An 11831-nucleotide genomic window follows, 5' to 3' on the forward strand; every position below is an offset into this window, starting at 1 on the left:
GGGAAATCCGCCATATTCGCATGTCGCATCAGTTACCTGTGGCGGATTGTCGCCATCCATTGGTTGGCCGAGGACGCTGTGGGCGGCGTCAGCCGTGGCCCCGCCCGGGCTGGCACACTCCCTGCTTTACGGCGCCCCGGGCCAAGGCCCGAGGCGATCGTGCCCCGAGTTCGCGAAACTCCTGCCAACCACAACAACAACCGGGCGTGCACACCGGGGGCAACGACTGCCAATCCTTCACTTCAATTGGATTGAGCTAATGAAAAGAATCCTGCTGACGCTCCTGTGCCTGAGCGTCATCGGCTGCTCCAAGCCCGCGGAGCCACAAAAGTCCGTCGATGTCCTGCTGATCGGCGGCGGCATCATGAGTGCAAGCCTCGGCACCTACCTCACCGAACTGGAACCGAACTGGAAAGTCGACGTCTACGAGCGCATGGACCAGGTCGCCGAAGAGAGTTCCAATGCCTGGAACAATGCCGGTACCGGCCACTCGGCGTTCTGTGAGCTGAATTACACCAGCGTCGGCAAGGACGGCAGCATCGACATCAGCAAGGCGGTCAATGTCAACGAACAGTTCGAGGTGTCCAAGCAGTTCTGGGCCTACCAGGTCGAGCAGGGCGTGCTGAGCAACCCGCGTTCGTTCATCAACAACGTGGCGCACATGAGCTTCGTCTGGGGTGACGAGAACGTCGCCTTCCTGCACAAGCGCGTCGAGGCCTTGCAACACAGCTCACTGTTCCGCGGCATGGAGATCACCGAGGACCACGAGCAGATCCGCCAGTGGGTGCCGCTGGTGATGGAAGGCCGTGACCCCGGGCAGAAGGTGGCCGCGACCCGGATGGGCATCGGTACCGACGTGAACTTCGGCGAGATCACCCGCCAGCTGTTCGCCGCCATGACCCGCAACCCGAACGTGCAACTGCACCTGAGCCATGAAGTGCGCGATATCGTGCGCAACGACGACGGCAGCTGGAACGTGGTGGTGGCCGACCTGGCCAAAGGTGGCAAGGAGACTGCGGTCAAAGCCAAGTTCGTCTTCATCGGCGCCGGTGGCGGCGCGCTCAAGCTGTTGCAGAAGTCCGGCATCCCGGAGGCCGAGGGCTATGCCGGCTTCCCGGTCGGTGGCCAGTTCCTGATGACCGACAATGCCGACCTGGTCGCCCGCCACAAGGCCAAGCTGTACGGCAAGGCCTCGGTCGGCGCGCCGCCGATGTCGGTGCCGCATCTGGACACCCGGGTGATCGATGGCAAGGAGGTGCTGTTGTTCGGCCCGTTCGCGACCTTCTCCACCAAGTACCTCAAGTACGGCTCGTTGCTGGACATGTTCAGTTCGCTGACCACCCACAACATCAGCCCGATGATGCATGCCGGCATCGACAACATCGACCTGAGCACCTACCTGATGGGCCAGCTGATGCTCAGCTTCGACGACCGCATGGCGGCCCTGCGCGAATACTTCCCCAACGCCAAGAACGAAGACTGGCAACTGCTCCAGGCCGGCCAGCGCGTGCAGGTGATCAAGAAGGATCCCGAGCACGGTGGCGTGCTGCAGTTCGGTACCGAAGTGGTGGCCGCCGAGGATGGCAGCATCGCCGCGCTGCTGGGTGCGTCCCCCGGTGCCTCGACCGCCGCGCCGATCATGCTGACCGTGCTGGAGAAGACCTTCAAGGATCGGATCAAGAGCGCCGAGTGGCAGGCCAAGCTCAAGGAAATCGTGCCGACCTACGGCCAGAAGCTGAACAACGACCTTGAGTTGACCAACAAGACCCGCGAATGGAGCAGTGCGCGCTTGCAGCTGCTGCATGTGCCGGTGTTGCCGGAGTAAGCGCACAAGCGTGGGAGTAGGCTGGCCTGCTCCCACCGGTGATTTGCCTTTTCGCAGGCAACAAAAAACCCGCGCAAGGCGGGTTTTTTGCAGGTTTTGGTCGGAGAGACAGGATTCGAACCTGCGGCCTTCTCGTCCCGAACGAGACGCGCTACCTGGCTGCGCTACACTCCGATGTCCGAAATCCTACTGCATCGATTTTTTCAACGCAACCCCTTGTTGCAAAAAGGAGTTGCGCCAAAAACGCAGGGCTGGATCACAGCTCCTTGACGGTACGGATCTGGTCTTTGTTGATGCGCGTGCGCTTGCCGTCGAGCTGTTCGAATTCGTAGAAGCCGGAGTCGTCGTCATACGACGGGGTGTCCACCGCCTGGATCTCGCGGCCATCGTTCAGGGTGATGACGGTTGGCGAGGCGCAGCCGGCGAGGGCGCCCAGGCCCAGGGCAAGCAGGAAGGCGGGAAGGGTCCGTTGGATCATCGTGTTTCTCCAGTGCGATGGTGCTAGATGTCATTAAGACGCAGGGCGTCCACGCAAGTTCCTTGCACAGTGCAGCATAGCGCCATCGCACCGGCATTGACCAAGAACAACGTCGCGGTCTGGGCGCCGTGGCCTGTGATATAACAACGCACATTCCCTGTTCCCCCGCGATGGACTCCCATGAAAGCCAAGGCAGATACCCCTTTCGTAGCGCTGAATATCGCCGTGCTGACGGTCAGCGACACCCGTACCTTCGATACCGACACCTCCGGCCAGCTGTTCGTCGATCGCCTCGGCGCCGCTGGCCATCACCTGGCCGAGCGCGTGCTGCTCAAGGACGATCTGTACAAGATCCGCGCCCAGGTCGCGACCTGGATCGCCGATGATAATGTGCAGGTGGTGCTGATCACCGGCGGCACTGGCTTTACCGGGCGCGACAGCACCCCGGAGGCCGTGGCGTGCCTGCTGGACAAGCAGGTCGAGGGTTTTGGCGAGCTGTTCCGGCAGATCTCGGTGGCCGACATCGGCACCTCCACCGTGCAGTCCCGTGCCCTGGCAGGCCTTGCCAACGGCACCCTGGTCTGCTGCCTGCCGGGCTCGACCAATGCCGTGCGCACCGGTTGGGACGGCATCCTCGCCGAGCAGCTGGATGCCCGTCACCGGCCGTGCAACTTCGTGCCGCACCTGAAGCAGGCAGCGGCCTGTGACAGCCGTGGTTGAGGTGGCCCGGCCGTTGATGCCGGTGGAAGAGGCCTTGGAGCGGCTGCTGGCGCTGGCCGAGAAGGCGCCCATCGCCGAGACCGAACACGTCGCGCTGGCCGAAGCCGAAGGGCGGGTCCTGGCCCATGAACTGGTGGCCGGCCTCGACCTTCCGCCGTGGCCCAACAGTGCCATGGACGGCTACGCCCTGCGCCTGGCCGACTGGCAGGGCGAGCCGCTGCGGGTGACCCAGCGCATCTTCGCAGGGCATGCGCCGGGGCCGCTGGAGCCGGGCACCTGCGCGCGAATCTTCACCGGCGCGCCACTACCGGAAGGCGCCGATTGCGTCGAGATGCAGGAAAACACCGAGGTGCTCGCGGATGGGCGAGTGCGCTTCCTCGAAAGCCTGTCACTGGCCCAGAACGTTCGCCCCAAGGGCCAGGAAACCCGTGTCGGCGAACAGGTCATGAGCGCCGGCACGCGGTTGGGGCCGATCGAGCTCGGGCTGGCCGCGACCCTGGGCTACGGCACACTTGAAGTGCGCCGCCAACCACGGGTCGCGGTGCTTTCAACCGGCGATGAACTGGTCGAGCCGGGTTTGCCACTGGGGCCTGGGCAGATCTACAACAGCAACCGGCGCTTGCTGGTCAGCTGGCTGCAACGCCTCGGCTGCGAGGTGGTCGACGCCGGGATCCTGCCCGATGATCTTGCGCGCACCCGTCAGTCCCTGGCCGAGTTGGGGAGCGTCGACCTGATCCTCTCCACTGGCGGTGTGTCGGTGGGCGAGGCAGATTTTCTTGGCCTGGCCCTGCGCGAAGCGGGCGAGCTGGCGCTGTGGAAGCTGGCGATCAAACCAGGCAAGCCGCTGACCTTCGGCCATTACCAAGGGGTGCCGGTTATCGGCTTGCCGGGCAACCCGGCCTCGACGTTGGTGACCTTCGGCCTGCTGGCGCGGCCCTACCTGCTCCGCCGGCTGGGCGTGGGCAACGTCGCGCCCTTGCGGTTCAGCGTGCCGGCGGGCTTCGACTGGCCCAAGGCCGGATCCCGCCGCGAGTACCTGCGCGCGCGCATCGAGGACGGTCGTGTACGCATCTACAAGAACCAGAGTTCTGGTGTGCTGCGTAGCGCGGCCTGGGCCGACGGGGTGGTGGAGGTGCTGGAGGGCAGCACGCCCAGGCAGGGCGATGCGGTAACGTTCATCCCGTTCAGTGAGCTACTTGGCTAGCACACCGCCGTTGGCGCCTGCGCCTGCCGGTGCCAACTGGGTCAGGCGCATGTGCACGTTCTCCAACTGCTGGGCGGCGACGCTCCAGTCATGACGTTGACGGGCAAACTGACGCCCGGCGACGCTTAGCTGGCCCATGCGCCAAGGCTGATTGAGCAGTTGGGTGATCAACAGAGCCAGTTGGCCGCTGTCGTCGCTACCCAGGTAGTGCTCGCCGTTGTTCATGGCCAAACCCGAGGCGCCCTTGCTGGTGGTGATGACCGGTAGCCCGGCAGCCAGGGCCTCAAGGATCTTCACCTTGGAGCCTCCAGCATGGCGCAGGGGGGCGAAGAACAGCGCCGAGCGGCGCTGCAGCTCACGCAGGTCGGGACGGTAACCTACCCACTCGATGCGTGGGTCGTTCCAGTGCAGCTTCCAGCTGGCCGGCAATGCGTGCCCGGCAATGGCCAGGCGTACCGCCGGGTTGCTCATCCATACCTGGGGCAGGATTTCTTCCAGCGCCCACTCGATCGCTTCCAGGTTGGCGCCGTACTCGAAGTTGCCGACAAACAGCAGGCGTTGGCTATGTGGGGTAGGACATACGTCCTGGTAGTGGTCGCAGTCCACGCCATTGACCACCACATTTACCGGGCGGCCGCTGATCTGGCCGATCAGTTCGGCATCGTGAGCGCTGACCGCCACCACCTCGCTGGGTTGGCGCAGTACCCGTTGCTCCCAGCGCCGATAGCGCCAGCGGTCGAAGGCGTTCAGCGGACGCAACCACAACGGCAGGCGGTCATGGCAGGCGGCACCCATCACCGACTCCAGGTAATGCTCACTGAGCATGTACGGCAGGCCCCTGGCCTGCAGGGCCCTCTCGAACGGCTGGAAGCTGTAGCTGTGCTCGATCTGGATCACATCCCAGGGTTCGTCCAGCAGTTGTTCGAAACGGTGTCGCAGACAAGGCGCCAAACCATTGATGATGACCCGCATGGGGTAGTCGATTATGGGTGAGGCGAGCAGATTCATTGGGCTGTTCAGTGCTCGCCTGGGCAGTACGATCAGGCGTTCCACCAAGGGTTCCAGGGCTTCACGCGCGCTATCGCTCAAGGGGATCTTGGACTGCACCAGCAAGGTGATCCGGTGGCCATGCTGCGCCAGGGTGCGCAGCAGGTGGTACTGCCGGGTCTTGCTGCCACTGGTGGTGGGCCAGGGCAGGTAGGGCAGGGTCCAGAGTATGCGCATGAGCCTGAATCCTCGCGGTTGGCCGGTTGCCGGCCCTGGATGGCAAAAACGCGCCCTCTGGCAGTCAGGCAGGTGCTGCCGCCGCCGGGGCGCGTCCATAGATATCAGTAAAGCGTACGATGTCGTCTTCGCCCAGGTATTCGCCGCTTTGTACCTCGATCATCACCAGGTCGATGACACCGGGGTTGGTCAGGCGGTGGCTGCGCCCAGGCTTGATGAAGGTGGATTCGTTGGTGTCGAGCAAGAACTCCTCCTCGCCATTGGTCACGCAGGCCATGCCGCTGACGACGATCCAGTGCTCGCTGCGATGATGGTGCATCTGCAGTGACAGCGATTCACCCGGGCGCACCATGATGCGCTTGATCTTGAACCGCGGACCCTCCTCGAGCACGGTGTACAGGCCCCAGGGGCGGGTTACGGTGCGGTGCAGTCGGTAGGCGTCATGGCCCTGATGCTTGAGCTGCTGGGCAATCACCTTGACTTCCTGGCTGCGCGCGGCATCGGCGATCAGCAGTGCGTCGGGGGTATCGATGACGATCAGATTGTCCAAGCCGACCGCGCCGACCAGGCGTCGTGGCGAGTCGATGTAGCAGTTGCTGACATCATGCAGTACGGTTTCACCGTTGCAATGGTTGCCCTGGTCATCGGTCGGGCGCAGTTCACGCACCGCCTCCCAGCAGCCGATGTCGCTCCAGCCAATGTCACACGGCACCACCGCCACCTGGGCGGACAGTTCCATCAGGGCGTAGTCGATGGAGATGTCGGGTGTCAGGGCGAAGCATTCGGGATCGAGTTCCACTTGCAGGCCGGACGGTCCCTCCTTGACCTGGCTGTGTTCCAGGCAGTGGGTCACGCTGTTCAGGACTTCGGGGGCATGCGTCTGCAGTTCCTGCAGTACGGTGCCGACGCGCAGGCAGAACATGCCGGCATTCCACAGGTGTCGGCCACCTTCGAGGTAGCCCTGGGCGGTCTCGGCGTCAGGCTTTTCAACGAAGCGGGCGACCCGAAAAGCGCCGGCTGCCAGCGTCTGGCCTTGTTCGATATAGCCGAAGCCGGTTTCGGCGCGGGTCGGCAACAGGCCGAAGGTAGCCAGCCAGCCTTGCCCGGCGAGCGCCATGGCCTGGCACACAGCGGCTTGGAAAGCCTCCTGGTCCTGGATCAGGTGGTCGGCAGGCATTACCAGCAGCAGGCAATCCTCGCCGTACTGTTCGGCGCAGTGCAGCGCTGCAGCAGCGATGGCGGGGGCGGTGTTACGGCCCATTGGCTCGAGAATGAAATCGTGGGCTACGCGTTGGGTGCCAACCTGGCGATATTCGTCCTGGGTGCGGAATACCACCTCACGGTTGGTCACCGTGAGCACGCGCTCGACCCCAGGCAGGTTGCTGGCGCGGTTGAAGGTCTTCTGCAGCAGGCTCATGCCGTCGGGAAGACGCATGAACGGCTTGGGCATCGCTTCGCGCGAGACCGGCCACAATCGGGTGCCGGCGCCGCCAGCGATGATGCAAGGGATCAGAACGCTCATAGTCACAGCCTCGAATCGGGGCGCTGCGGGGCAGCGCAATGCAAGGAAATCACGACCTGTCAGGCGTCTGGCGGCGCAAAGTCAATAAAATGACTTTTTTGGGCGGCATCTTCCATGAAGGCCAAATATTTGTCGAATGATGCGCCTGTCGCGAGCGGCTTTCAATGGCAATTACGGGAAACGGCGGTTTTTGGACGGGGCATGCAGCAATCCGAGTGCGTTCATGGTCGAGATTGCAGTAGGGCATTTCTGTGCATTTTTCCGGGAGGGCAACATGAGCGAGCGCAAGGCATTGCTGATCCTGCATGGCAAGCAGGCCACCAACGAGGACGTGCGGGCCGCGGTGGGCCAGCTGCGGGAGCGTGGCTGGGAGTTGGATGTGCGCCTGACCTGGGAGGGCGGTGATGCCCAGCGCCTGGTCGGGGAAGCACTGGCGGCGGGCTATGCTCACGTGGTGGCCGGCGGCGGGGATGGCACATTGCGCGACGTGGCCGAAGCCATGGGGCTGGCGGCCACCCAGGCCAGCCTGGCGCTGTTGCCGTTGGGTACGGCCAACGACTTCGCCAAGGCGGCGGGAGTCCCCCTTGAACCGCAAGCGGCCCTGGACCTACTGGAGGTGCCGGCGCGTGCGATCGACTTGGGGCGGGTGGGCGACCAGCTTTTCCTGAACATGGCGACCGGTGGATTCGGCACCCAGGTCACCGCCAATACCTCCGAAGACCTGAAGAAAGTGCTGGGTGCTGCGGCCTACCTGTTCACCGGGCTGTCGCGTTTCAGTGAGCTGCAGGCGGCCTCGGTGGAGCTGCAGGGGCCTGGGTTCCAGTGGCAGGGGGAGTTGCTGGCGCTGGGGATCGGCAACGGTCGCCAGGCCGGTGGCGGGCACGTATTGTGCCCCGAGGCCAGTGTGGATGATGGCCTGCTGGACGTCGGTATCCTGCCGGCGCCGCAGGAAATGGCTGGAGCCCTGCGCGAGCTGCTGGCTGGTGAGGGGTTGTTTGTGCGCGCCCGTTTGCCGTGGGTGGAGATCAAGGGCGCCCAAGGGCTGGACATGAACCTCGACGGTGAGCCCCTGCAAGCGGCAAGCTTGCGTTTTGAAGCGCTGCCAGGGGCGTTGCGTGTGCACTTGCCCAAGGATTCACCGTTGCTCAGTCATCCAGGCTGATGATTTTTTCGCGCACGGCGAACAGCACCAGGCCTGCTACGTCGTAGATCTGCAAGCGCTTCATGATCTGCGAACGGTGGGTTTCCACGGTCTTTATCGACAGGCCCAGACCGCTTGCGATCTCCCGGGTCGATTTGCCGCGCACGATCAAGCGCAGGATCTCCAGCTGACGCGCGGTCAGGTTGTGGCCGTCGTTGCTCGGCTGGCGGCCGTTCTGGGCGCGCAGCAGCGCCTGGTTGATCACGGTGTGGGCGATGGCCGGACTGAGGTAGCGTTCGTCGTTGCGCAGGGCAGTCAGCGCCTGTTCCAGTTCGGTGGCTGTGGTGTCCTTGAGCAGGTAGCCATGGGCGCCGCTTTCCAGTGCGCGCATGATCAGTTCCGGGTCGGTGTGCATCGACAGGATCAGGACTTTGCAGGTGCAACCGTTTGCGCGTAGCTGCGTTAGCGCGTCCAGGCCACTGGTCGAGCGCATGGAAATATCCAGCAGGACAATGTCCGGCGCCAGGCGCAAGACCTGCTCAAGGAGTTGTCCGCCGTCATCGGCTTCGCCGATCACGGTATAGCCGGGAATGTCCGATACCAATGCCCTGACACCAGCGCGAATCAGGGAGTGGTCGTCCACCAGCAAGAGATTACAGGTCATCGGTAGCAGGAGTCCTGGCGCGTTCTTGGTTGCGGGGTGGCCATGGGAAAAGTGCGTCGATCCGGGTGCCCTGGCCAGGTTGGCTGGTGATGGTGAGACTGCCCTGCAGTGCTGTCACCCGTTCCTGCATGCCAGCCATGCCGCGCAGGCCGCTCTGCGCGGGGGCCTGCGCTGGTATGAAACCGCCGCCGTCATCTTGGATCGACAGGGCCAGACCTGCCGAGGTGCGCTGCAGGCGGACCACCAGGTTGCGAGCATGTGCGTGGCGGAGCATGTTGGTGACCGCTTCCTGAGTGATGCGAAAAGCCGCCATGGTGACTTCCTCGCTGATGCCGCCCAGGCGTTGGTGGCATTCAAGGCTCCAGTGCACCTCGGTGTTTTCAAGGGTCCGTAGCAGGTGCGCGCGCAGGCTCGCCTCCAGCCCCAGGCTGGCCAACTGGCGCGGGTTGAGGATTGTGGAAACATCGCGCACGTTGCTCAAGGTCAGGTCCAGCGTGCTGCGCAGGGCGGTGCACTGCTCTTGCAGTTCGGGCGGTACCCGGCGTTGCAACCAGTCAACCTGGAGCTTGGCTGCGGTCAAGAGTTGGCCAATGTCGTCGTGCAGTTCGCGGCTCAGTCTCTGGCGCTCGCTTTCCTGAACCTTGAGCATGCGTGTGGCCAGCTCGGCGGGGCGCAGGCTGATCGAGCGCGCCCAGTGGCGCAGGTGCCAACCTATGCCGATCATCGCCAGTAACTGGAGCAGTAGCAGGCTGGCCGACAGGGGGAGGGTGCGCAGGTACGCCACCAGGTTCGCTCCCAGGGAAGTAACGCACAGCAGGGCAGTCGTCCAGCGGAGCAGGGCAGCTCTGGGGCGGCAATGCTGGAGAAACTTCAAGCGTGGAGGCATAGGTACGGAAGCCACTGTGTTATAGCGGTTAGGGGCGTTGCACACGTCTGAAAGAGGTATTACCGCCCACCTTCGTCCAAGTTCAGGTGCGGATCCAATCACCGATAACCTGGGCGCGCATGTTCGAATGCGCGCATGTTATCACTTTGGTTGAATTTGGTCGCGGGGGATAACTGCTTGAAACCTCGTATTTTCCGGGCTGTGGCGGACCTGGCGGACAAGGGCTTGGCTAGCAGAGTGCCATTATTAAATTATGTTTCCATCGTACATTGAGTAACTAACGATTCACGCTGATGAAAACATTTGAAAAAACTTGTGCGCACTTTGCCAAGTTCATTTCAGGGCGAGTTAGTTGTAGCTCGAAAGCTCGGTTAGTGCGCTCGGGTGGGCGCACTGAGGTCCTGATCCAGGTGGGGATGAGCGCAGGGCGCGCCGGTCTGTCGGCAATCCGTGCACAGCTGCGTGGACGGCTGCCCCAAGGCGGTGGCCAGCTCGCTCAATAGCAGTTGTTGTTCCTCGGTGTCCATGTCCAGCTGGCCGGTCTGCGGATCGAGCAGCTCCAATTGCCAGTCGAGCAGGGTCAGGCAAGCGGCGAGCACTGGCAGGCTGTCGCCGCTCAGATGCTGCTGGGCACATGCGGGCGCGAGCAGCTGTTGCAAGGTGAACGCATAGTGAGCCACCTCGTGCAGGTCAAGGGTATCGGCGCGCCGGGCCAGGGTGTCGAGTGCCGCGTTGAGGCTCTGGCAGGCATCAGGATCGTTGCTGATCAACTCCAGGTGCTGCAGGCATTCCTGGGACCTGGCCAGCAGGACCTGTGCATCCTGCAGAAAGGCCGCCACGGCGGTGGTGTGCAGTGGAGTGCTATCCATCATGGCTCCCCACCCTCGGGGATTGCCGTACCAAGATGATCGCTCGCAAAAGCCTGACTCCGTTCATGCAGTGAGAATGGCGTCACATTAATGGCTAATGGATATTGCGAACATCAGGTTGCACCCGATTGCCACTAAGGGTTTCCCTGATGAGGTTTCAGGCTGATCGTTCGTTGCGAACGACGGAGGTGGCAGGATGTGGCAGCAGTAAAGCATGATGGTAAAGTGATATCAATCACCCCGCATGGCTTTTTCCATCAGGGGTCAAGCTGTGCCCTTGTCCGCCGATACAGGGGGATGCATTCACTTTTTCCCGACTCACGCCTGGGGGCTTCCAATGGCTGGCATTCTCGACACGGTAGACCAACGCACGCAACTGGTGGGTGAGAACCGCCTGGAAATCCTCATGTTCCGGCTGGCTGGCCGGCAGTTGTTCGCCATCAACGTGTTCAAGGTCCAGGAGGTGCTGCAACTGCCCAAGCTGACCCTCATGCCGCAGCGCCATTCCTTCGTCTGTGGCGTGGTCAACCTGCGCGGCCAGACGCTGCCGGTGATTGACCTGTCCCAGGCGATCGGCATGCGCCCGCTGCAGCCGGGGCCGAACAGTACCATCATCGTCACCGAGTACAACCGCTCGGTGCAGGCGTTCCTGGTGGGGGGTGTGGATCGTATCGTCAACATGAACTGGGAAGCCATCATGCCGCCGCCGGCCAGTGCTGGCCGCCAGCACTACCTCACGGCAATCACCAAGGTCGACGAGCAGTTGGTCGAGGTCATCGATGTGGAGAAAGTGCTGGCCGAAATCGTGCCCTACAACGCCAAGGTCTCCCGCGACAAACTCGAAGATCCGGTGCTGGCCCGCGCCCGCGGTCGCGAGGTGCTGCTGGTGGACGACTCCACCGTGGCCTTGGCGCAATTGCGCGATACCCTTTCGCAACTGGGAGTGAAGCTGCACGTGGCCAGCGACGGTCTGAAGGCGCTGCGCCTGCTCAAGGGCTGGGCCGATGCCGGGGAGGATGTCTGCGAGAAGCTGCTGATGGTCTTCACCGACGCCGAGATGCCCGAGATGGATGGTTACCGGCTGACCACCGAAATCCGTAACGATCCGCGCCTGCGGGGTCTCTATGTGGTGCTGCACACATCGCTGTCGGGTAGCTTCAACGAGTCCATGGTCAAGAAGGTCGGTTGCGACAACTTCCTTTCCAAGTTCCAACCCGATCGCCTGGTGGATGTGGTGCGTCAACGCCTGAGCCTGGACAACGCCACGGTGTAACGACGGCACCGGTCCGGTATAAGCT

Annotated in this window: 11 protein-coding genes and 1 tRNA gene; 5 read left to right on the forward strand and 7 right to left on the reverse strand. The window is 63.1% G+C overall.

Translation table 11 applies throughout. From position 1 onward, the window contains the following. Positions 1–259 precede the first annotated feature (259 nt). Positions 260–1825, forward strand: a complete 1566-nt coding sequence (gene mqo, locus OH705_RS09820; RefSeq protein ID WP_263158957.1) for a malate dehydrogenase (quinone) — start codon at positions 260–262, stop codon at positions 1823–1825. A 97-nt stretch (positions 1826–1922) separates the two neighbouring features. Here mqo and OH705_RS09825 read toward each other — a convergent pair. Next, positions 1923–1999: transfer RNA gene (locus OH705_RS09825), tRNA-Pro, on the reverse strand. 82 nt (positions 2000–2081) lie between these two features. Further along, entirely contained in the window at positions 2082–2303 is a 222-nt protein-coding gene (locus OH705_RS09830; protein WP_023632528.1) for a YgdI/YgdR family lipoprotein, read from the reverse strand. A gap of 180 nt (positions 2304–2483) precedes the next feature. Here OH705_RS09830 and moaB point away from each other — a divergent pair, with 180 nt between their 5' ends. After that, positions 2484–3023, forward strand: a complete 540-nt coding sequence (gene moaB / locus OH705_RS09835; protein ID WP_038705737.1) for a molybdenum cofactor biosynthesis protein B — start codon at positions 2484–2486, stop codon at positions 3021–3023. Between the two features lie 16 nt (positions 3024–3039). Continuing rightward, entirely contained in the window at positions 3040–4227 is a 1188-nt protein-coding gene (gene glp / locus OH705_RS09840) for a gephyrin-like molybdotransferase Glp (protein WP_267302225.1), read from the forward strand. Here the strand turns inward: glp and OH705_RS09845 are convergent. Continuing rightward, a complete protein-coding gene (locus OH705_RS09845; protein ID WP_023629529.1) occupies positions 4216–5451 on the reverse strand; it encodes a glycosyltransferase family 4 protein in 1236 nt (411 codons plus the stop codon). The genes glp and OH705_RS09845 overlap by 12 nt on opposite strands. 64 nt (positions 5452–5515) lie before the next feature. After that, complete coding sequence (locus OH705_RS09850; protein WP_267302069.1) at positions 5516–6973, reverse strand: mannose-1-phosphate guanylyltransferase/mannose-6-phosphate isomerase; 1458 nt, start codon at positions 6971–6973, stop codon at positions 5516–5518. Between the two features lie 274 nt (positions 6974–7247). Here OH705_RS09850 and yegS point away from each other — a divergent pair, with 274 nt between their 5' ends. Then, complete coding sequence (yegS, locus tag OH705_RS09855; RefSeq protein WP_038705740.1) at positions 7248–8135, forward strand: lipid kinase YegS; 888 nt, start codon at positions 7248–7250, stop codon at positions 8133–8135. On the opposite strand, the gene OH705_RS09860 is transcribed toward yegS, so the two are convergent. The 3 genes from OH705_RS09860 to OH705_RS09870 all read right to left on the reverse strand — a co-directional run bounded on the left by OH705_RS09860 (position 8119) and on the right by OH705_RS09870 (position 10533). Further along, positions 8119–8778 (reverse strand): response regulator, encoded by a 660-nt coding sequence (locus OH705_RS09860; RefSeq protein WP_023629954.1) that lies wholly within the window; start codon positions 8776–8778, stop codon positions 8119–8121. The two genes, yegS and OH705_RS09860, sit on opposite strands and share 17 nt — an antisense overlap. Further along, positions 8768–9664 carry a sensor histidine kinase gene (locus tag OH705_RS09865; RefSeq protein ID WP_023629955.1) on the reverse strand — a complete coding sequence of 299 codons (897 nt, stop codon included), beginning with the start codon at positions 9662–9664 and terminating at the stop codon, positions 8768–8770. Before OH705_RS09865 ends, OH705_RS09860 begins: the two co-directional genes overlap by 11 nt. A 371-nt stretch (positions 9665–10035) precedes the next feature. Then, entirely contained in the window at positions 10036–10533 is a 498-nt protein-coding gene (locus OH705_RS09870; protein ID WP_031314870.1) for a hypothetical protein, read from the reverse strand. A gap of 337 nt (positions 10534–10870) precedes the next feature. On the opposite strand from OH705_RS09870, the gene OH705_RS09875 reads away from it, so the two are divergent. Further along, on the forward strand, positions 10871–11806 hold the full coding sequence (locus OH705_RS09875; protein WP_023629957.1) for a chemotaxis protein CheV: 936 nt from the start codon (positions 10871–10873) through the stop codon (positions 11804–11806). Positions 11807–11831 lie beyond the last annotated feature (25 nt).

The organism is Pseudomonas sp. BJa3 (genome assembly GCF_026343815.1).
In the GTDB taxonomy this organism is placed as follows: domain Bacteria; phylum Pseudomonadota; class Gammaproteobacteria; order Pseudomonadales; family Pseudomonadaceae; genus Aquipseudomonas; species Aquipseudomonas soli.

Excerpts from the sequence above, each read along its gene's own strand:
- mqo (WP_263158957.1), top strand. The coding sequence starts at position 260 with ATGAAAAGAATCCTGCTGACGCTCCTGTGCCTGAGCGTCATCGGCTGC.
- OH705_RS09830 (WP_023632528.1), bottom strand. The coding sequence starts at position 2,303 with ATGATCCAACGGACCCTTCCCGCCTTCCTGCTTGCCCTGGGCCTGGGC.
- moaB (WP_038705737.1), top strand. The coding sequence starts at position 2,484 with ATGAAAGCCAAGGCAGATACCCCTTTCGTAGCGCTGAATATCGCCGTG.
- glp (WP_267302225.1), top strand. The coding sequence starts at position 3,040 with ATGCCGGTGGAAGAGGCCTTGGAGCGGCTGCTGGCGCTGGCCGAGAAG.
- OH705_RS09845 (WP_023629529.1), bottom strand. The coding sequence starts at position 5,451 with ATGCGCATACTCTGGACCCTGCCCTACCTGCCCTGGCCCACCACCAGT.
- OH705_RS09850 (WP_267302069.1), bottom strand. The coding sequence starts at position 6,973 with ATGAGCGTTCTGATCCCTTGCATCATCGCTGGCGGCGCCGGCACCCGA.
- yegS (WP_038705740.1), top strand. The coding sequence starts at position 7,248 with ATGAGCGAGCGCAAGGCATTGCTGATCCTGCATGGCAAGCAGGCCACC.
- OH705_RS09860 (WP_023629954.1), bottom strand. The coding sequence starts at position 8,778 with ATGACCTGTAATCTCTTGCTGGTGGACGACCACTCCCTGATTCGCGCT.
- OH705_RS09865 (WP_023629955.1), bottom strand. The coding sequence starts at position 9,664 with ATGCCTCCACGCTTGAAGTTTCTCCAGCATTGCCGCCCCAGAGCTGCC.
- OH705_RS09870 (WP_031314870.1), bottom strand. The coding sequence starts at position 10,533 with ATGGATAGCACTCCACTGCACACCACCGCCGTGGCGGCCTTTCTGCAG.
- OH705_RS09875 (WP_023629957.1), top strand. The coding sequence starts at position 10,871 with ATGGCTGGCATTCTCGACACGGTAGACCAACGCACGCAACTGGTGGGT.